The organism is Clavibacter sp. A6099, from assembly GCF_021919125.1.
Taxonomy (GTDB): domain Bacteria; phylum Actinomycetota; class Actinomycetes; order Actinomycetales; family Microbacteriaceae; genus Clavibacter; species Clavibacter seminis.
In genome coordinates, this window is sequence record NZ_CP083439.1 from 1,331,390 (window position 1) to 1,350,433 (window position 19,044).

At 75.9% G+C, this 19,044-nt stretch carries 22 protein-coding genes; 7 read left to right on the forward strand and 15 right to left on the reverse strand.

Annotation, left to right across the window (positions count from 1 at the left end):
- Positions 1 to 5: 5 nt before the first annotated feature.
- The gene (locus KYT88_RS06320; protein WP_043587538.1) at positions 6 to 443 is read left to right on the forward strand and encodes an arsenate-mycothiol transferase ArsC; all 438 of its coding nucleotides are present in this window, start codon (positions 6 to 8) and stop codon (positions 441 to 443) included.
- Here the strand turns inward: KYT88_RS06320 and KYT88_RS06325 are convergent.
- Positions 440 to 1,066, reverse strand: coding sequence for a TetR/AcrR family transcriptional regulator (locus KYT88_RS06325; RefSeq protein ID WP_043587535.1), 627 nt, complete (start codon positions 1,064 to 1,066; stop codon positions 440 to 442). The genes KYT88_RS06320 and KYT88_RS06325 overlap by 4 nt on opposite strands.
- Positions 1,067 to 1,143: 77 nt before the next feature.
- On the opposite strand from KYT88_RS06325, the gene KYT88_RS06330 reads away from it, so the two are divergent.
- A complete protein-coding gene (locus KYT88_RS06330; protein WP_043587533.1) occupies positions 1,144 to 2,460 on the forward strand; it encodes a carboxylesterase family protein in 1,317 nt (438 codons plus the stop codon).
- Between the two features lie 10 nt (positions 2,461 to 2,470).
- Here the strand turns inward: KYT88_RS06330 and KYT88_RS06335 are convergent, their stop codons facing one another.
- Positions 2,471 to 3,328: an alpha/beta fold hydrolase gene (locus KYT88_RS06335; protein WP_081840979.1), complete on the reverse strand. Its 858-nt coding sequence runs from the start codon at positions 3,326 to 3,328 to the stop codon at positions 2,471 to 2,473.
- The gene (locus KYT88_RS06340; RefSeq protein ID WP_043587531.1) at positions 3,325 to 3,891 is read right to left on the reverse strand and encodes a GNAT family N-acetyltransferase; all 567 of its coding nucleotides are present in this window, start codon (positions 3,889 to 3,891) and stop codon (positions 3,325 to 3,327) included. The genes KYT88_RS06335 and KYT88_RS06340 overlap by 4 nt, the downstream gene beginning before the upstream one ends.
- Positions 3,892 to 4,062: 171 nt before the next feature.
- On the opposite strand from KYT88_RS06340, the gene KYT88_RS06345 reads away from it, so the two are divergent.
- Positions 4,063 to 4,257 (forward strand): hypothetical protein, encoded by a 195-nt coding sequence (locus KYT88_RS06345; RefSeq protein ID WP_043587530.1) that lies wholly within the window; start codon positions 4,063 to 4,065, stop codon positions 4,255 to 4,257.
- Positions 4,258 to 4,349: 92 nt separating this feature from the next.
- On the opposite strand, the gene KYT88_RS06350 is transcribed toward KYT88_RS06345, so the two are convergent.
- On the reverse strand, positions 4,350 to 6,110 hold the full coding sequence (locus KYT88_RS06350; protein ID WP_043587529.1) for a DEAD/DEAH box helicase: 1,761 nt from the start codon (positions 6,108 to 6,110) through the stop codon (positions 4,350 to 4,352).
- Positions 6,111 to 6,170: 60 nt separating this feature from the next.
- Positions 6,171 to 7,046 (reverse strand): class I SAM-dependent methyltransferase, encoded by an 876-nt coding sequence (locus KYT88_RS06355; protein WP_043587526.1) that lies wholly within the window; start codon positions 7,044 to 7,046, stop codon positions 6,171 to 6,173.
- Positions 7,047 to 7,093: 47 nt separating this feature from the next.
- Here KYT88_RS06355 and KYT88_RS06360 point away from each other — a divergent pair, with 47 nt between their 5' ends.
- The gene (locus KYT88_RS06360; protein WP_043587523.1) at positions 7,094 to 7,723 is read left to right on the forward strand and encodes a helix-turn-helix domain-containing protein; all 630 of its coding nucleotides are present in this window, start codon (positions 7,094 to 7,096) and stop codon (positions 7,721 to 7,723) included.
- On the opposite strand, the gene KYT88_RS06365 is transcribed toward KYT88_RS06360, so the two are convergent.
- The 8 genes from KYT88_RS06365 to KYT88_RS06400 form a co-directional block, all read right to left on the reverse strand.
- Positions 7,720 to 9,210, reverse strand: a complete 1,491-nt coding sequence (locus tag KYT88_RS06365) for a Stk1 family PASTA domain-containing Ser/Thr kinase (RefSeq protein WP_237583814.1) — start codon at positions 9,208 to 9,210, stop codon at positions 7,720 to 7,722. The two genes, KYT88_RS06360 and KYT88_RS06365, sit on opposite strands and share 4 nt — an antisense overlap.
- A 139-nt stretch (positions 9,211 to 9,349) precedes the next feature.
- Entirely contained in the window at positions 9,350 to 9,562 is a 213-nt protein-coding gene (locus KYT88_RS06370) for a hypothetical protein (RefSeq protein ID WP_156032200.1), read from the reverse strand.
- 159 nt (positions 9,563 to 9,721) lie between these two features.
- Entirely contained in the window at positions 9,722 to 11,251 is a 1,530-nt protein-coding gene (locus tag KYT88_RS06375) for a cation:proton antiporter (protein ID WP_043585950.1), read from the reverse strand.
- A gap of 74 nt (positions 11,252 to 11,325) precedes the next feature.
- On the reverse strand, positions 11,326 to 11,949 hold the full coding sequence (locus KYT88_RS06380) for an alpha/beta hydrolase (protein ID WP_051629392.1): 624 nt from the start codon (positions 11,947 to 11,949) through the stop codon (positions 11,326 to 11,328).
- The gene (locus KYT88_RS06385; RefSeq protein ID WP_043587520.1) at positions 11,946 to 12,941 is read right to left on the reverse strand and encodes a ring-cleaving dioxygenase; all 996 of its coding nucleotides are present in this window, start codon (positions 12,939 to 12,941) and stop codon (positions 11,946 to 11,948) included. The genes KYT88_RS06380 and KYT88_RS06385 overlap by 4 nt, the downstream gene beginning before the upstream one ends.
- 128 nt (positions 12,942 to 13,069) lie before the next feature.
- Complete coding sequence (locus KYT88_RS06390; RefSeq protein ID WP_237583815.1) at positions 13,070 to 13,774, reverse strand: Ltp family lipoprotein; 705 nt, start codon at positions 13,772 to 13,774, stop codon at positions 13,070 to 13,072.
- A gap of 176 nt (positions 13,775 to 13,950) precedes the next feature.
- On the reverse strand, positions 13,951 to 14,421 hold the full coding sequence (locus KYT88_RS06395) for a MarR family winged helix-turn-helix transcriptional regulator (protein ID WP_043587518.1): 471 nt from the start codon (positions 14,419 to 14,421) through the stop codon (positions 13,951 to 13,953).
- The gene (locus tag KYT88_RS06400) at positions 14,418 to 15,182 is read right to left on the reverse strand and encodes an alpha/beta fold hydrolase (RefSeq protein WP_237583816.1); all 765 of its coding nucleotides are present in this window, start codon (positions 15,180 to 15,182) and stop codon (positions 14,418 to 14,420) included. The genes KYT88_RS06395 and KYT88_RS06400 overlap by 4 nt, the downstream gene beginning before the upstream one ends.
- A gap of 123 nt (positions 15,183 to 15,305) precedes the next feature.
- Between KYT88_RS06400 and KYT88_RS06405 the strand changes: the two genes are divergently transcribed.
- Positions 15,306 to 15,659 (forward strand): VOC family protein, encoded by a 354-nt coding sequence (locus KYT88_RS06405; RefSeq protein WP_043587513.1) that lies wholly within the window; start codon positions 15,306 to 15,308, stop codon positions 15,657 to 15,659.
- A gap of 22 nt (positions 15,660 to 15,681) precedes the next feature.
- Here KYT88_RS06405 and KYT88_RS06410 read toward each other — a convergent pair whose 3' ends face one another.
- A complete protein-coding gene (locus tag KYT88_RS06410; protein ID WP_043587511.1) occupies positions 15,682 to 16,122 on the reverse strand; it encodes an iron chaperone in 441 nt (146 codons plus the stop codon).
- 105 nt (positions 16,123 to 16,227) lie between these two features.
- On the opposite strand from KYT88_RS06410, the gene KYT88_RS06415 reads away from it, so the two are divergent.
- Complete coding sequence (locus KYT88_RS06415; RefSeq protein WP_043587509.1) at positions 16,228 to 16,497, forward strand: hypothetical protein; 270 nt, start codon at positions 16,228 to 16,230, stop codon at positions 16,495 to 16,497.
- 66 nt (positions 16,498 to 16,563) lie between these two features.
- The gene (locus KYT88_RS06420; RefSeq protein WP_043587507.1) at positions 16,564 to 17,694 is read left to right on the forward strand and encodes an SDR family oxidoreductase; all 1,131 of its coding nucleotides are present in this window, start codon (positions 16,564 to 16,566) and stop codon (positions 17,692 to 17,694) included.
- Here the strand turns inward: KYT88_RS06420 and KYT88_RS06425 are convergent.
- The gene (locus tag KYT88_RS06425) at positions 17,681 to 18,919 is read right to left on the reverse strand and encodes a DUF418 domain-containing protein (protein ID WP_043587504.1); all 1,239 of its coding nucleotides are present in this window, start codon (positions 18,917 to 18,919) and stop codon (positions 17,681 to 17,683) included. The genes KYT88_RS06420 and KYT88_RS06425 overlap by 14 nt on opposite strands.
- Positions 18,920 to 19,044 lie beyond the last annotated feature (125 nt).

The window sequence follows — 19,044 nt, forward strand, 5'->3', positions numbered from 1 at the left end:
GATCCATGGCCGAGCGCATCCCGCACGTCGTCTTCGTCTGCGCCCGCAACGGCGGCAAGTCCCAGCTCGCGGCCGCGCTCATGCGGCATGCGGCGGGCGACGCAGTGGCCGTCACGTCGGCGGGCACGGATCCGGGGTCCTCGCTCAACGCCCTGGCCGTGGAGTCACTCGCCGAGCTGGGCATCGACGTCGAGGGCGAACGGCCGAAGCCGCTCACCGAAGACATGGTCCGCGCCGCCGACCTCGTGGTGGTGCTCGGGGCGGAGGCGCACGTGGACGGCGACCAGGACGTCGCGGTCGAGACGTGGATCACGGACGAGCCGTCTGAGCGCGGCATCGACGGCATGGAGCGGATGCGGCTCGTGCGCGACGACATCCGCGCGCGCGTCGAGGAGCTGCGCGGCCGGCTCGGCGGCGTCGCGGGCGACACGGCGGCGCGCTAGGCGCCGACGTGCGCGTGCCGGTCCACGCGTCGGGCGACGAGCGCGTCCACGTGCCGCTCGAGCACGCGGAGCGCGCGGGCGCTGCGAGCCGGATCCGACTCCTCCACGAGCAGCTGCAGCGCGAGCCCCGCGAGCAGCGCCTGCAGGTGGTCGGCCTCGGCCTCGGGATCCGCGTCGGGCCGGAGCAGGCCCGCCGCGCGGAGCTGGGCGAGCTGCTCCAGGCACGTCTCGCGCGCGGCCGCGTGCGCGGCGGCGCGCACCTCGCGCAGTCGCGGGTGGGACGCCGCGTCGGCGAGGAGCGCCGCCGAGACCTCGGCCTCGGCCCGACGCGCGTCGTCCAGCGGCAGGTGCTCCGCGAGGATCCGCACGGCCCGCCGCCGCGCGTCCGGATCGGTGCGGCGGCTCCGGACGCGGCCGTCGATGCGCCGGGCGACGAGCCCGGTGGCGTGCGCGACGAGGTCGATGCGGCTGGGGAAGCTGTGGCGCAGGGATCCGGTCGAGAGGCCCGCCTCGGCGGCGACCGTGCGGACCGACACCCCGCTCGCGCCGTCGCGCCGGATGACCCGCCAGACCGCCTCGGCGAGCTCGTCCTCGCGGCGGGCGTGGTCGATCAGGCGCGGCATGGCGTCACGCTAGCACCGGGATCCGTCGTGCCCGCGGGCCTCCCGGCGAACGCCTCCCGAACGGTAGCGTCGAACGGATGAGCGCCTTCTCGCCGCCCTGCGGCCCCGTCGTCGGCTGGGCGGACGGCGACGTCGTCCGCGCGACCGGCATCCCGTACGCGACCGCCGTCCGCTTCGCGCCGCCGGTCCCGCACCCCGACTGGACGGAGCCACGCGCCGCGACCGCGTGGGCGCCCGCGTGCCCGCAGCCGCCCATGGAGGAGCTCGACGCCGTGCTCGGCAGCTTCGCGGGGCTCGCGGTCGACGAGGACTGCCTGCGCGTCTCCGTCACGATGCCGCGCGACGTGCGGCCGGACGACGCGCTGCCGGTGATGGTGTGGATCCACGGCGGCTCGTACGTCTCGGGCGCGGGGGACGTGCCCATCATGGATCCGGCCGCCCTCGTCGCCGAGCAGCGCGTGGTGGTCGTCACGGTCACCTACCGGCTCGGCCTCCTCGGCTACCTCGGCGACGGCCGCGACCGGCCGGCGAACCTCGGCCTCCTCGACCAGCTGGAGGCGCTGCGCTGGGTGGCGCGCAACATCCGGGCGTTCGGCGGGGATCCTGGCCGCGTCACCGCGTTCGGGCAGTCGGCGGGCGGCGACGCGGTCGCGCACCTCCTGGCCGTGCCCGAGGCGGCCGGGCTCGTCCGGCGGGCGATCGTCCAGAGCGCGCCGCTCGGCATCTCGCGGGGCCGGCGCCGCATGGCTTCCGCGATGGCGCGCGCCTCCCGCGGGCTCACCGCCGAGATGCCCGTGGAGGAGGTGCTCGCGCGCCAGGCGGCGGTCGAGCGCGCCGCCGCGCCGTTCGGCCTGCTCGGCGCGATGCCGTTCGGCACGCAGTACGGGCACGCGCCGCTGCCGCCCGAGTCCGGGATCGACGCGGCCTGGGACGCCGCCGCGCCCGGAGTGGACGTGCTCATCGGCAACACGGCCGAGGAGGCGCGGTTGTTCCTGCCGGGGATCCCGTGGCTCGCGCGCCTCACGCGGCTGGCGGTGGTCGGCCCGCTCGTGCGTCGCGCGGCCGTCGCGGCGGTGACGGGGATCGTCTACGGCGTCCCCGGTCGCCGCTTCGCCCGCCGTCACGCGCGCGCCGGCGGCACGGCCCACCGCTACGTCATCCGCTGGTCGGCGCCCGGCAGCCCGTTCGGCGCCGCGCACACCGTGGACCTGCCGCTGCTCTTCGGCGACGAGGAGGCGTGGCGCGGCGCGGGTCTCCTCGGTGGCGCGGACTGGGACGGGATCCAGCGCGACGCCCGCCGCGTGCGGCAGGTATGGGGCGACTTCGCGCGCGGGCGGATCCCGAGCAGGCAGCTGATCCCGGGAGTGCTCGAGCTGCGGCGCGTGACCGGCTGAGCTCCCGACCTCAGAGCAGGTCGTGGATGGCCGTGGCGACCAGGTCCGGGTCCGTCACGGGCACCATGTGCTCGGAGCGCGGCGCCGGGATCCACCCGCCCTGTCCGAAGGCCGCCGCCGACGCGCGGTGGGAGCGCACGAGGTCGCGCCGCTGGCCGCGGGTGAGCGGGCCAGCGGTCGTGCCCGAGATGACGCGGACGGGGATCCCGGGCAGCGGGGAGGCGGATCCGACGAGCCCCTCGAGCCCGGGCAGCAGGTGCCGCTGCTCCGCGGCGGTCGCGCGGGCCGCTCGCACCGAGCCGGCGGCGTCGGTGGCCGCCGCGAGGAGCGGCTCCCGGAGGCCTGCGAGCGCGATCCGGTGCAGCCGCCGCAGGAGCCCGAGCCGCGCGAGCGGGACGAGCAGGGCCGCCTGTGCGCCGAATCCGACGCGCGCCGCGGGGGAGGCGTAGGCGCGGGCGCGCTCGTCGCTCGGATCCACCAGCACGACGCCCGCCGTCGCGAGCCCCTGCGCGATCCGCCGCGCCGCGACCACGCGCACGATCGGACCGCCCCAGCTGTGCCCGGCGAGCACGAGACGGCGATGCGGGAACGCGGCGATCACCGCCTCCAGGTCGTCGGCGAGCCGGTCGAGGTCGCGGGGCGCGGGATCCGGGTCGCTGTCACCGAGCCCGGCGCGGTCGTACGCGACGACGCGGTGGGTGCGCGCGAGGATCCCGTGCACGAGCCCCCAGGTGAGCCCGCTGCCGCCGAGTCCCGCCTCCAGCACCACGAGGTCGTCGCCGTCGCCATCGCCCGCGACCATCGAGTGGAGACGGCGGCCGTCGGCGGTCGTGACCGTGACGTCGCGCCCGAGGAGGCCGTCCCTCACGCGAGCACCGGCCACGGCAGAGGTGTCCGGTCGTCGGTCGCGAGGAGCCCGGCCAGCCAGTCGTCCTGGCGACCCTCGCGGCCCATCGCGCCGAGTCGGGCGATCCCCTCGAAGCGGAAGCCGAGCGCGCGGGCGACGGTGGCGGATCCGATGTTCCCGGCGTACGCGCGCCAGCCGATCCGGGCGAGGCCGAGCCCCGTCGCTGCGTCGAACCCGTGGTCGACGACCGCCGCCGCGGCCTCGTGCATGATCCCGCGGCCGCGCGCGCCCGGCGCGAGCCAGTACCCGATCTCGGCCGCGCCGTCCGCGATGGCGTGCAGCCCCACGGTGCCCACGAGCCCGTCGCCCTCGAGCACGGCCCAGGTGAGGCGCTCGCCCGAGGCCCAGCCGTCGGCGCAGAACTCGGCGACGTAGGAGACCGCGTCTTCGCGCGCGTACGGCACGGGGACGGGCACGTAACGCTGGATCGCCAGGTCCTGGCACGCGGCTGTGATCGCGTCGACGTCGTCGAGCGCGGGCGGGCGGAGCGTCAGTCGCGGGGTGCGGAGGGTCACGGGATCCATCGGGCCACGCTATCGGAGGGCCAGATCACCGCTCCGTCGCGGCCGCGTCGCTGCACGACGCCGTGGCAGCGCGCGCGATGGGCGGCGTGTTCTGGCGCGGCGACGCGGGCTTGCGTCATCATCTCCTCCGTCGGCGCTGGGCCGACGGGCGACGACGGGAGCGCGGACGACATGACGACTCCACACCGCATCGTGTTCGCCACGACCCTCGTGATCACGATGGGGCTGCTGATCGCGGGGGTGATCCTGCTCGCGACCTCGGACTTCGAGGACATCCGAGGGCGGGCCCTCTGCGTAGCGGCCACGGGGATCGGGCTGGCCTACGTCCTCATGCGACGCGTCCAGCGCCGGAGGCCCCGCCGCTGAGAGCGACGCGCAGCGAGGTGCGCACGCCACATGCGAGGCGACGACGGCCCGCCGCCTCCGGAGAGGCGACGGGCCGTCGGGCGATCAGCGGATCAGTCGCGCGGCTTCCGCCCGCGACGCTCGGGGGCCGCACCGCGCTCGGCGGCACGCGGGCCGCCGCGGTCGGGGCGGATGTCGATCGGGCGGCCGTTGATGACCGTGCTCGCGAGCTTGTCGATCCGGTCCTGCGGCAGACCCGCCGGCAGCTCGACGAGCGAGAAGTCCGGGCGGATGTCGATGTGGCCGAAGTCCTCGCGGCTGAAGCCGCCCTCGTTGGCGAGCGCGCCGACGATCTGGCGTGGCTCGACGCGGTGGCGGCGGCCGACGTCGATGCGGTACGTCGCCATGTTGCCGCTGCCGCGCGCAGGACGGGCGCGACGCTCGCCGCGGTCGTCGCCGTCGCGGCCCGGGCGGTCGTCGCGGCGCTCGCGCTCCACGCGCGGCGGGCGGAGGTCATCGGCCGAGAGGAGGAGCGGGGTGTCGCCCTGCGCCACGATGGCGAGCGCGGCGGCCACGTCGGACTCGACGACGTCGTGGTGGTTCACGTAGTGGCCCACGATGTCGCGGAACGCGTCCAGGCGCTCGCGGTCGGCGAGGGCCGCGGTGATCGCGTCGTCGAAGCGGGAGAGGCGCGTGACGTTGACGTCCTCGGCGCTCGGCATGCGCATCTCGGTGAGCGGCTGGCGCGTGGCCTTCTCGATGGCGGTGAGGAGGCGGCGCTCGCGCGGCGTGACGAAGCTGATCGCGGCGCCGCTGCGGCCGGCGCGGCCCGTGCGCCCGATGCGGTGGACGTACGACTCGGTGTCGATGGGGATGTCGTAGTTGACGACGTGGCTGATCCGGTCGACGTCGAGGCCGCGGGCCGCGACGTCGGTGGCGACGAGGATGTCGAGCTTGCCGGACTTCAGCTGCTCGACCGTGCGCTCGCGCTGCGCCTGCGCGACGTCGCCCGAGATGGCGGCCGCCGCGTAGCCGCGGGCGCGGAGCTTCTCGGCGAGCGTCTCCGTCTCGTTCTTCGTGCGGACGAACACGATCATGCCCTCGAAGTTCTCGGTCTCGAGGATGCGCGTGAGGGCGTCGACCTTCTGCGGGTAGGACACCATCAGGTACCGCTGCGTGGTGTTCGCGGAGGTCGTGGTCTTGTTCTTGACCGTGATCTCCTCGGGGTCCTGCAGGTACTTGCCCGAGATGCGGCGGATCTGCGCGGGCATGGTCGCCGAGAACAGCGCGATCTGCTTCGACTTCGGGGTGTCCGCGAGGATCGTCTCCACGTCCTCGGCGAAGCCCATCTTGAGCATCTCGTCGGCCTCGTCGAGCACGAGGAACTTCAGCTGCGAGAGGTCGAGCGTGCCCTTGTCGAGGTGGTCCATGATCCGGCCGGGGGTGCCGACGACCACGTGCACGCCGCGGCGGAGCGCGGACAGCTGCACGCCGTAGCCCTGGCCGCCGTAGACGGGCAGCACGTGCACGCCGCGCATGCCCGACGCGTAGCGCTCGAACGCCTCGCACACCTGGAGGGCGAGCTCGCGGGTGGGCGCGAGCACGAGGGCCTGCGGGGTCTTCTGGGACACGTCGAGGTTGGAGAGGATCGGCAGCGCGAACGCGGCCGTCTTGCCGGTGCCGGTCTGGGCGACGCCGAGGACGTCGCGGCCGGAGAGGAGGGAGGGGATCGTGGCCGCCTGGATCGCGGAGGGCGTCTCGTAGCCCACGTCCTTGAGTGCCTTGAGCACCTGGTCGGAGAGACCGAGGTCGCTGAAGGTCGTGCGGGGGGCGGCGTCCGCGTCGGGGGTGGATGCGGTGTCGTCAGTGCTCATGCCTCAACGGTAGGGGGTCGGGGGTGCCTCGGGCCCCACCCCGCGCGGATCGGCGGACGGTCAGCGCGGCCGGCGCCCGACGTAGGCCGTGCGGGTGCCGCGGAGGGCGAGGCCGGGGATCCTCGCCAGGGCGTGCGGGCCGCCGTCGTCGAGGAGCGCGTCGAGGGCGGCGCGGTCGTCGGCGTCGAGGCGGTCGGCCGACCGGTCGCGGACGCGGGCCAGCCACGCGCGGGCGTAGGGGAGGGTCGCGGCCGCGGCGATCGGATCCGCCGGGTCGGGGTCGATGGGGAAGGTGCGCGTCGCGACGTCGAGGAGGCCCGCGTCGCGCAGCCACGGCGCCCAGTCCGGGTGCGACGGGCCGCGCGTTCCGCCGTGCGTGACGGCGTCGTCGAGGCGGTCGGCGAGGCCAGGGCGGCCGAGCGCGGGATCGAGGCGGTCGGGCAGGAAGCGCCGCGGGCCGTCCATCTCGACGACGGCGAGCAGGCCGCCCGGCGCGAGGCCGTCGTGGACGCGCGCGAGGAGCCGCGCCGGGTCGGCGACCTCGTGCAGCATGAGCGACGCCCACACGAGGTCGGCGGGCGGCAGCGCGGGCCAGCCCGCGTCGAGGTCGGCGTGGACGGTGCGGATCCGGTCGGCGAGCCCGTCGACGACCGCGCGCTCGGCGACGCGGGCCAGCATGGCGGCGCTCGCGTCGACGGCGTGCACGTCCGCCCGGTCGAAGCGCCGCGCGAGCGCGACCGTGCCGGTGCCGGTCCCCGCGCCCAGGTCGACGACGACGCGGCCGGCGGTGTCGCGGGCGAGGCGGCGGACCCAGGCGGTGAGCTCGCGCTGGTGGCCGTGCAGGATCCGGGCGTCGAGGTCGAGCATGCGGGCGAGCGAGGGGGCGGCGGCGCCGTGGCCGACGGCATGGTGCGGATGCGGGTGCGGGTGCGTCATGGGTCCAGGCTGGCGCGCTCCTGCCGTACGCGCATACGATCTTGCTCATGACGCAAGAGCCCGATCTCGACGCCCTCGTCCGCCAGCGCATCCGGAGCCTCCGCGAGGCCCGCGGCTGGTCGCTCGACGTGCTCGCCGCACGGTGCTTCCTGAGTCCGTCGACGCTCAGCCGCATCGAGACCGGTCACCGGCGCATCGCGCTCGACCAGCTCGTGCCCATCGCCCGGGCCCTCGAGACGTCGCTCGACGCGCTCATGGAGTCGGGCGACGACGCCGACGTCGTGATCCGCCCGCAGGAGGACGCGCAGGCGGGACGCACGACGTGGATCCTCTCGCGCGGCGGGGGCAGCGGATCGGGCCCGTTCGTCGCGAAGATGCGCATGACGCCGACGCGGCCCGTCCCGGTGGACCAGCTCGGCGTGCACCCGGGACGCGACTGGTTCACGGTGCTCTCGGGCACGGCCAGGCTCCAGCTGGGGGAGCGGACGATCCTGGTCGAGGCGGGCGACGCGGCCGAGTTCTCGACCATGGTGCCGCACGCCATCGGCGCGCACCGCGGCGTCGTCGAGATCCTGACGATCCTCGACCGCGACGGCCAGCGGGCGCACCTGCGGACCACGGGGACGGGTGCCGCCGCGCACGAGGCGCACGCGGGAGGCGACCCGAGGGAGGGCTAGCCCTCGGCCGGCGGCGTCTCGGGCACGGGCTCGACCGGGGTCTCGGGCTCCGGCGGCGCGGGCGGCGTCGTCGGCTCCGGGCTCTCGACTGGGGGCTCGGGCGACGGCTCGGGATCCACGGGCGTGGGCGTCGTGGGGTCGGGCGTCGGCACCGTGGGCGGGTCCGTCGTCGGCTGGGGCTGGGGATCGGGGTCCGCCGGGGTGGTCGGGTCCGGGTTCGAGGGCGAGCCGCCGCCGGTGCCGGGGTTCGACGGCGTTCCGGGATCCGTGCCGCCGCCACCGCTGTTGCCGCCGCCGGTGCCCGGGGTGAACGTCCCCGTGCCCGGCCGCGTGCCGGGACGCGACGGGATGTTCGGCGCCTTCGGCACGACGGGGAGCGCGATGCGCTCGGGAGCCGCGGTGGCGAGCGTGAGGGTCACGACCGTGCCGGGCGCGACGCGCGTGCCGGCCGCCGGGTCCTGGCTCGCGACGATGCCGACGTCCTGACGCACGAACGCGCCGCCGCCCGCGCCCGCGAACGCGATGCCGAAGCCGGACGCGGCGAGCGTGTCGCCGGCGTCGGCCCCGGTCATGCGGGTCACGTCGACCATCTCGACCAGGCCGTCCGCGGAGATCGGGAGCGGGTTGGCGGGGTCCGTCGCGTCCGGCACCGGGCGGGAGTCGGAGATCTCGATGGTGTCGGGATCGGCGACGTCGTCGCTCGGCGTGGGGAGCGTGGCCGCGACCGCGCCGCCCGCGATCAGGACGAGGGCGACGCCGGCCGCGACGCCGCCGGTGGCGCGCGTGCGGACGCCGGGGATCCAGGCGGCGCCGCTGCGGATCAGCGGGATGAGCCCCGCGACCAGGGCGACCACGCCGAGCGCGATGAGGAGTCCGGGGATCCCGGCGATGACGGCTGCGGCGACCACGAGCACCGCGGCGACCGCGAGCGCGGCCCACGGCCAGGTGCTGCGGCCGCGCAGCGCGGGCGCCGTGCCGGCGGCGCGCGGGGTCGGGGCGGACGCGGCGCTCGTGGCCGGACGCGGCGGCGCGAAGCTGCCGGCCACGGAGGAAGTGCGCGGAGCGGGGGCGCCGAGGGGCGCACCGGTCGGCGGGGCCACGGGCAGACCTGCGGGAGGGCCGACGGGCGCACCGGTCGGAGGTGCCATCGGGTACCCCGCGGGCGGCGCGACGGGCGCTCCCGTGGGCGGCGCTAGCGGAGCGCCTGCGGGCCCGGCGTCCACCGAGGCGTCGACGGCGGATCCGACGGGCGGCGCGAGCGGCGCGGACCCGGGCGCGTAGCCCTCGGGCAGCGGCGACTCGGTGATCAGCTTGGGCTCGGGCGTCGACGACGCGCGGCCCGGGAACACGCGACGGCCGGAGACGAGCTCCGTCCAGCGGGCGCCGTCCCAGAAGCGCTGGTTGCCCTCGCCGTCGCCGAACCAGCCGGGCTCGTCGGACGACGGGGTGACCGACGTCGGGGAGGCGGGCGGCGGGGTCGACGACATGGTGCTCCTCAGGAGAGCGTTCCCCAGGTGGGGGAACTGCTCTTCCGCCCAGGTTAGGCGGCGCTCGGGCCGGCCGGGTAGCCCGGGCGCGTCGTCGGGCGGCAAGCGGCACCCCCAATCAGGGGCGCGGCACGAGCGGTCAGGCGGCGAGCGACGCGTCGGCGACCGGGGCGGTGGCGCGCGCCGCGGCGAGGAGCGGCGCGAGGTCGATCTCGAGGCTGCGCGTGCCGGCGTGGCGGAAGCCGCCGGCGCTGCCCGCGAAGGCCACGCACACGGGATCGCCGGGGAGCGGGCTGGGCGCGGCGGCCGGGGTCGGCGTGGCGGCGCGGGCGATGCTGGGGGAGACGGACACGGGCACGGGATCCTCCTGATCTCACCGCCCGGGCGGGCGGTGCACCCAGGCTCGCGGACCCGCCGTGCGCGCGCGTCCTCCTGGCGGCCCGCCCGCCTCGTCCCGAGGGGGGAGACGCGGGGCCCGCCCGATCGCGCGACCCGCTCCGGCGGGTGCCGCTCAGCGGGTGTCGTCCGCCTCGCGTCGGCCGAGGGCCACGTCCTCGGCGTCGATCATCCCGAGCACCGCCCGCACGGCGATCTCCGGGTACCGCCCCTCCCGCCGGGCGGTCAGCACGGCGTCCCGCTCGGCGTCGATCATGCGGCGCCGTACGCGGTCGTGCGCGAGGCGGTCGGTCGTGGTCTCCGGCAGCGCATCGTCACCCGGTCCGTCGCGGGTCCCGTCCTCGCGCATCGCCACGGCGCGCGCCGCCAGCCCGGCCTCGCGGGCCTCGTCGAGCAGCCGGTCGCGGTCGGAGCGTTCCTGGTCGTCGGCGGAGTGCCCGAGCCGGAGACGGCGGATGATCGCGGGGAGCGCGAGCCCGCCCACGAGCGTCCCCGCCACCATCACGAAGGCGAGGAACTGCAGCAGCTCGCGCTCCGGCGTCTCCTCGGGCAGGAGGAACGCGGCGGCGAGCGTCACCACCCCGCGGACGCCGGCGGATGACACGGCCGTGACGGTCCGCCAGCTCCAGGTGCGCGCTCGAAGGCGCGCGGGACCGTGGTCGAACAGGACCTTCGCGAGCGCCACCGAGGCGAAGCGCGCCGCGGCGAGCACCCCGAGCAGCAGGATCGACAGCCCGGCGATCCGCCACCCGTCGAGGCTCGACTCGGGCAGCCCCCGCACGATGCCGGCGAGGCTCAGCCCGATGAGGAGGAACACCGCGTTCTCGAGCAGGAACTGGATCGTGCGCCAGTTCACCGACTCGGCGATGCGCGCCTCGGGCGACTGGATGAGCGGCGAGCGGTAGCCGAGCACGAGCCCCGCCGCGACCACCGCGAGCACGCCGGATCCGCCGAGCTCCTGCGCCGGGATGAAGGCGACGTAGGGGATCGCCAGCGACAGGCTCGTGTCGAGCACGGCGGACCGCAGGAACCGCCGCACCGCGGAGAAGAGGAACGCGACCGCGAGGCCGATGGCGACGCCCACCAGCACGGCGACGAGGAAGCCGCCCGCGACGTCGACCGGGTGCACGATGCCGACGATCGCGGCGATGGCCGTGTTGAGCGCGACCAGGGCGGTGGCGTCGTTGAGGAGGCTCTCGGTCTCCAGGATCGACATCACGCGCCGGGGGAGCCTCACGCGCCCCGCGACGGCCGAGACCGCGACCGCGTCCGTCGGCGCGACGACGGCGCCGAGCGCGAGCGCCGCCGCGAGGCCGACCGCCGGCACGAGCGCCCACAGCGCCAGCCCGAACGCGAGCAGCGTGAACACGACGACGCCCACGGAGAGCACGACGATGCTGTCGCGCCGGGCGCGGATGTCGGCGAGCGGCGTGCGGATCGCGGCCGCGAAGAGCAGGGGCGGCAGCAGCCCGTAGAGCACCGCGTCCGGCTCGATCTCGATCTGCGGCACCCCCGGCACGAACGACAGCGCGGCCCCGACCGCGACCAGCGCGACGGGCGCCGACCAGCCCACGCGCCCGGCGAGGCCGGAGACCGTGACCGTCACGACGACGAAGGAGACGACCCAGGCGATGATCTCGGGCATGCGCGGCTTCCGGTCGAGGGCGGGTGGGCGGGCGGGACGGCGGGCGGGTCGGGGACGGGGCCGGCCTGGCGCGGTCAGCCGATGCGGATCCGCGCGCGGGCCGCGTCGAGGTCGCGCGCGTCGAGCCCGTGCCCGCCCGGTCGCACGTGGGAGGTCGCGTCGGCACCGCGGGCGACGGCCTCCCGCACGGTCCGCTCCACGTCGGCGAGCGGCGCCATGGCGTCGGCGTCGCCGTTGAGGAGCGTGATCCGCGTGCCGGCCAGGTCGGCGGCCGGCGCCCGGTCGCCGAGGGGCCAGCGCGCGGAGAAGGCGATGGTCTCGGGCAGCGCGGCCGGGTGCAGCAGCGTGGTGGCCAGCGCCATGTTCGCCCCGTTCGAGAATCCGACCGCGAGGATCACGCGCTCGTCGAGAGCGTAGGCCGACCGGGCCTCTGCGACCAGGTCGGCGAGATCGGCCGCGCGGGCGATCACGTCGTCCACGTCGAAGACGCCCTCAGCATGGCGGCGGAACCAGCGGGCGGCGGATCCCTCGCGCACGCTCCCGCGCGGAGCGAGCACGGGCTGCCCGGGCGCCACGAGCCGGGCGAGCTCGAGGCCCTGCCGCTCGTCGGCGCCCGTGCCGTGGAGGCCGAGGATCACGGGGCCGGTGTCGGCGCCCGGCTGGAACACGTGGGGCGTCGCGTCGAGGAGCGCGCTCACGCGGCGGATCCGTCGGCCGGCACGGGCTCATCGGCCGGCACGGGCTCCTCGTCGGGCAGGCGCAGCGGCGGCACCGCGGCCTCGATGTCGGCACGGCGGGGCTCGAGCCACGGCGGGAGGCGGAGGCTGCGGCCGAGCTCGAGCAGCGGCTCGTCGATGTCGAAACCGGGGGTGTCCGTCGCGATCTCGAACAGCACGCCGCCGGGCTCGCGGAAGTAGATGGAGGTGAAGTACTGCCGGTCGAGGATCTGCGTGACCTGGTGCCCGCGATCCACCAGCTCGTCGCGCCACGCCTGCTGCTCGACGCGTCCGGGCACGCGGAACGCCACGTGGTGCACGGTGCCGCCCGCGGTGAGGCCCTGCTGCGCGCCGGGGTCGGCGACGAGGTCGACGATCGCGCCGGGCCCGCCGTCACCCGCGGCGAAGCGGAAGCGGCCGTCGCGCTCGTCCACGAGTCGGAGCCCGAGGTCGTCGGTGAGGACGGACGCCGTGCCGGCGGGATCCCGCACGGTGAGCACCGAGGAGTGCTGGCCGCGGATCGCGTGCTCCGCGGGGACGTCGGCCGAGTCCCACGGCGCGCGCGGGTCGTCGACGGAAGAGGCCACGAGGTCGATCTGCAGCCCGTCGGGGTCCCGGAGCGAGAGGCGCTCCTCCTCGGATCCGGTCGACGAGATCGACGAGGCGACGCCGACCTGGCGCAGGTGCTCGGCCCACCAGCCGAGGCTCCCCGCGGGCACGGAGAACGCGGTCGTCGTGGACTGGCCCGCGCCGACGCGGCCCGCGGGCACGCCCTTCCACGGGAAGAAGGTGAGGAGGGATCCGGGCCGGCCCTCGGTGTCGCCGTAGTACAGGTGGTAGCTGCCGGGACTGTCGAAGTTGACGGTGCGCTTGACGAGCCGGAGGCCCATCGCGCGCACGTAGAAGTCGACGTTTCGCTGCGGGTCGCCGCCGATGGCGGTGACGTGGTGCAGTCCCTGGGTGCTGGCGGTCATGAGGCGCTCCTTACGCGCGGCCCGGTCGGGCCATGTCCATGCAAACGCATGGGAAGGCGGATCATTCCCGCGGAGACGAGGGAGGGGAGGTGGCGCCGCCGCCGCCTCCCCTCCTGCGCGATCACGCGTCAGTCGTCGAGGTGCGCGATGGCGTAGTCCGCTTCCTCCGCGGTGAACCTCTCGCCGTACTCGCTCGTGAGCTGGTCGCGGATCGCGGCGGGCGACATGGCCGCCATCTCGCGGTAGGTCCTCGCCTTGCCGAGCGCGTTCGCGTTCCAATCGGCCTGCACGTTGTCGACCGCGTACTGCGCGGCCTCCGGCGTGAACTTCTCGCCGTACTCGCTCGTGAGCTGGTCGTAGAGGGCGGCCTTGCTCATGTCGAGGCCGTTGGCGTACGTCTCGGCCTTGATGAGCGCGGTCGCGCTCTCGGCCGGGACGGCGGGCGCTGCGGGCTCGGCGGCGGCTGCGGTCGACTCTTCGGCGACGGGCTCGGTCACCTCGGGCGTCGGGGTGGGCAGAGCCTCCGCCTCGGCGGACGACTCGACGACCTCGGCGGTGCCCGTGGACGTGCTCGTGGTGCTGAAGGCGGCCGCGAACACGATCGTGACGATCAGCGACGTGACAGCCGCCACGGCGCCGAGCGACAGGCCGGTGATCGCCATGCCCTTGCTCTGGCCCCGGCGGAGAGCGAGGATCCCGAGCACGACCGCTGCGGCACCGATGATGAGCCCCACCACGGGCGCGAGACCGGAGAGGAACGCGACGATGCCGACCACCAGGGCGGCGATGGCGAGGCCCTTCGGCGTGACGCCGTAGGGCGGCGGAGGGGTCATGGTGGTCGTGCCGGCTGGTGCCGGCGGGCCATAGGGGCTGGGAGGCGGCGGCTGGTGCGGGTCCGGGGACGGGTGTCCCGGCTGCTCGGGTGAGGTCATGCCGGAAGCCTCGCAGCGCGGAGGGCTCCCTCCGGCTCGATCGGCCGACTGGCGCACCCCCACTTCGCGGGTGCGCCTCAGCGGCGCGGGGACGCGCGATCCTCGCGCCGCAGCGTCAGGGCGTCGAGGGTCGGCCGCCGGTCGAGGAGGCGGCGGAGGGCCGTGATCGCGCCCTGCATCGCGTCGTCGTCGAGCGAGTCCGTGATCGCGTCGTGCACCGCTGCCTCGGCGGCGCGCACGTCCGCCACCCGGCGCGACCCCTCCGCGGTGAGGCGGAGGACGACGCTGCGTCGGCTGCGCGGATCCGGGTCGCGGTGCACGAGGCCCTGCCGCACGAGCGCGTCGACGAGTCGGCTGGGCGACCCGGTCTCGCAGACGAGCCGGGCGCCGAGGCCGACCAGGCTGATCCCGGGCGCCTCGGCCAGCACGACCACGGCCTCCGCCTGCGCGGGCGTCAGGCCGGTGGGTGCGAGCGCCGACGCGTACGCGCGGGCGCCCTCGCGCTGCGCCCCGAGGATCAGGTAGCGGAGCTCCTCGGCCGGGCTCACGCGGCGCCCGCCGCCATGCTGATCCCGACCTCGGTCCGCACGAACCCGTCCACGGCATCCGCGTACTCGTCGGGATGCGTGAAGCGGAGCATGTGGCCCGTGCCGGGGATCACCAGCTCGCGGGCGTGCGGCAGCCCGTCGCGGAGCGCGGCGGCCGCGGCCGGGCCGACGGGCTGGTCGTCCTCCGGCGTGAGGAGCAGCGTCGGCACGTCGACCCGGTGCAGACGCGCGCGGACGTCGAACCCGACGACCGCGCCGACCCGGTTCGCGTAGGCGTCGGCGGGCGTGTGGACGCGGAACAGCTCCCGGTAGTCGCGGCGCGTCAGCGGGGTGGGGGCGTCCGCGTCGAAGCGCGACGCGAGCTGCGCCGCGTGGAAGCGGAGCACGCCCTGTTCGTAGAGAGCGCGCGGGACGTGCCGGGCGAGGGAGGCGGCCCGCGTCTTCCACGCGGGCGTCGGATCCGCCGCGAAGCCGCCCGAGAGCACGAGCCCGGCGAGTCCCGCCGGGCGACGGAGCGCCAGCGCCAGGCTCACGACCGCGCCGAAGGAGTCGCCCACGAGCACGTACCGCGGGAGGTCGCGCACCAAGTCCTCGACGGCGTCGGCCGCCTCCTCGACCGAGCGCGCGTCGTCGGGCAGGGCGAGGGTGCGGAGCGGGTACGCGGCCAGCGCCCGCAGGGGACCGAAGTCCCACGGCGCTCCCGAGAAGCAGGGCACGCCGACGAGAGCGGGGAGAACCGATGACACGTCGATAGATGACATGGCATGAGTCTACGGATGGATCGCGGGCCGGTCGAGCCGGGCTCCGTCCTCGCCCGGGGGACGGATCGGGGAGCACGTGCGCGTGGCCTTCCGCCGCGGATCGGCGCGGGCCAGCATGAGCGCATGGGACGCATCCTCGGCATCGGCGGTCTGCTCTTCCGCGCGTACGACCCCGTCGCGCTCGCCGCGTGGTACCGGGACGTCCTCGGGCTCGACCTCGACGCTGAGGGCGTGTGGCAGCAGGAGGCGGGCCCCACCGTCGTCGCGGCCGCGGCGCGCACGGCGCCGCCGTCGGGGGCGCCGGACCAGCGGCTGATGCTGGACCTCCGCGTGAGCGACCTGGAGGGCCTCGTCGCGCGCCTCGCCGCGGCCGGCGCGGAGGTCGCGCCCGGCATCGAGGACATGCCCGGCGTCGGACGCTTCTCCTGGGTGACGGATCCCGAGGGCTCCCGGATAGAGCTGTGGGAGCCGAGCTGACGGCAGTCCCGCCGCGGCGCGCTCAGCCGCCGACGGCCCGCCGCACCAGCTCCGCCACGCGCTCCTCGTTCGCGGGATCCACCGCGGTCAGCGCGTACGAGGTCGGCCACATGGTGCCCTCGTCGAGCTGCGCCGGATCCTGGAAGCCGAGCGTCGAGTACCGCGTGCCGAACTTCGAGCCCGGCTGGAAGAACACGACGGGCTTGCCGTCGGCGTCCGCGTAGGCCGGGAAGCCGTACCAGGTCTTGGGCGCCAGGTCGGGCGCGTGCTCGAGCACGATGCCGTGCAGCCACTCGGCGATCGCGCGCTCCTCGGGCGGCATCGCGGCGAACGCGTCGAGCACGCCCTGCAGCGCGGCGGCCTGCTTGTCGGCGGCCTTCTGCAGCTTGGCCTCCTCGCGCAGCTCGCGGGCGCGCTGCTTCATCGCGTCGCGCTCGTCCTTGGAGAATCCGCTGTCCGTCATGTCCGCTCCCTCGCGTGGTGGTGTGCCTGGAGCGTGACAGGCGCCGGGGGAGCCGACAAGCGCGCCGCGGATCTGCACCCCGGCCGGACGGCGTAGCGTCGCACCATGAGCACCCACGAGCAGGACCAGCCCATCATGGACGGCGCCGGCGAGGCCACCGCGGACGAGAAGCGCGCCGGGCTCGCCGAGCAGGTCGCGTACGACCACCGCGACAGCGGATCCGAGGCGATGGCGGCGGACCTCGAGCGCCGCACCGCCGACGCGGGCCTCGGCGACGGACCCGCGGATCCCGCCGCGACGCAGGCCACCTCCACCGGCCGCGACGGCGTCGACCGCGAGGCCGACGCCGAGGTCGACGGGCCGCACCCCGCCTGATCCACCGACACGCCCGCGAGGAGCCGCCCGGAATGCCCGGGCGGCTCCTCGCCGTTGGGGCAGGGGATGACCGAGAACCGAGTGACCCCCGCCCGCACGTCCGCCCCCGCCGCGTCCCCGCGCTCCGACGGATCCGGCCGCACGGCCCTCGTCGTCGGCGCGACCGGGATCAGCGGATCCGCCCTGGTCGACCAGCTCACCGCCGAGGGCTGGGACGTGCTCGCGCTCAGCCGCCGCGCCGGCGCCGACCGCCCGGGCGTCCGCTGGATCAGCGCCGACCTCCGCTCCGCCGCCGACCTCCGCCGCGCGCTCTCCGGCGAGCAGCCGACCCACGTGTTCTTCACGGCGTGGTCGCGCCAGGCCACCGAGCAGGAGAACATCGACGTCAACGGCGGGATGGTGCGCGACCTCCTGGCCGCCCTCGACGGCGCGCCCGTCGAGCACGCCGCGCTCGTCACCGGCCTCAAGCACTACCTCGGCCCGTTCGAGGCGTACGGGCAGGGCACGATGCCCGACACCCCCTTCCACGAGGAGGAGGAGCGCCTCGAGGCCCCGAACTTCTACTACGCGCAGGAGGACGAGCTCTTCGCCGCGGCCGCGCGCCAGGGCTTCGCGTGGTCGGTGCACCGCTCGCACACGGTCATCGGGCACGCGGTCGGCAACCAGATGAACATGGGGCTGACCCTCGCGGTCTACGGATCCGTCTGCCGCGACCTCGGCCTGCCCTTCGTCTTCCCGGGCAGCGCGACCCAGTGGTCCGGCCTCACCGACGTCACCGACGCGACCGTGCTCGCCGACCAGATGATCTGGGCCTCCACCCACGAGGCGGGCCGCGACGAGGCGTTCAACGTCGTCAACGGCGACGTCTTCCGCTGGCGCTGGATGTGGCCGCGTCTCGCCGCGTACTTCGGCGTCGAGCCGGTCGGCTTCCAGGACGCGCCGCGTCCGCTCGAGCAGCAGATGGCCGGCTACGAGGACGAGTGGGCCCGCATCGCGCGCGAGGCCGGGCTCGCGGAGTCGGATGTGAACCGCATCGCGTCGTGGTGGCACACGGACGCGGACCTCGGTCGCGACATCGAGGTCGTCACTGACATCAGCAAGAGCCGGCTCGCCGGGTTCCACGCGCATCACCGCACGCTGGACAGCTTCCTCGGGCTGTTCGACCGCTACCGCGCCGAGGGGCTCATCCCGCGCTGACGGGCTGCGCGGGCGTACCCGGTCCCGAGGCCGGGCGCCCGTACGCCAGGCGGCGGATCGCCCACTCGGCGGGACCCGCGCGTCCGGCGTGCTCCAGCGCCACGGCCGCCGCGACCGTGACGAGCCACACTCCGATCGCGATCAGCGCGATGCGGGCGGTCCCCGCGCCGCCGCCGAGGCCGAGCGACCACGGCTCCAGCAGGATCGCGAAGAGCACCGACTGGAGCAGGTAGCACGTCATCGAGCGGCGGCCCACGGCGACGAGCGCGCGGATCACCGGGCCGGGCTTCGGATCCCCGCGGCGGGCCCGCGCAGCCACCGACCAGCCGACGAGGCCGAGCAGCCCGAGCGCGCCGCCCACCCCGGTCGCGCCGTGCAGCACGCCGAGCAGGTAGAGCGCCACGGGATCCGCGTCGATCGCGCCGACGGTCGCGAGCACGAGCGGGAGCGCGCCGAGCACGCTGACGGGCATCCCCACGAGCGCCAGCCCGCGCAGCAGCGGGACGTACGCGGCCGGGTCCTCGAGCACGCGGCGGCGGCCGAGCAGCATCCCGATCGCGGCGAGCGGGACGAGCGCGCCGACCGTCACGGGCGTCGTGACGACGAGCGCCGTGAGCGTGACAGCGCGGCTCGCGAGGTCACCGAGGAAGGTGCCGTCGCCGCCGAACAGGGAGCCGGATCCGTCGTCGCCCGTGAGGCCGTCCGCCCCGGCGACGACGAGGAACACGATCGCGGGCGCCCACACGAGCACCCGGAACACGCGGTCGCTCGCGCGGTACAGGGCGGCGAGGGCGAGCCCGAGGATCCCGTACGACAGCAGGATGTCGCCCTCGAACAGCAGCACCACGTGCAGCGCCCCGAACGCCATGAGCCACAGGCTCCGGCGGAGGAGCAGCGCGCGGGCGCGCGGTCCGTCGACGCCCGCGGCGGCCTGGCGGCGCAGGATCACCGCGAAGCCGTAGGCGAAGAGCATCGTGAAGAGCGGGAACGCGCGGTTGTCGACGAGCGTGCCCACGAGCACGTCGGCGACGTGGTCGAGCGCCGTGCCGTCCGTGGGGCGGCCGAGCGGGCCCGTCGGGCGGCCGACGATGAAGTAGACGGAGTTGGCCAGCGCGATGCCGAGCAGCGCGATCCCGCGGAGGAGGTCGGGCGCGAGGCTGCGCTCCGCTGCGGACGTCGGGCCGGCGTGGGCGGCGGGCGCGGGGGATCCGGGGAGCGGGGTCACCCGTCCAGCCTGCCCGCCAGGTGATCTGCCCGCCACCGCGCGTCGACGCCCGCATCCACCGATCGGCCGATGCCGCGGATCGACCGCTCGGCCGTTCCGCTCCCGCCCGGCGCGCGCGAGGCTGG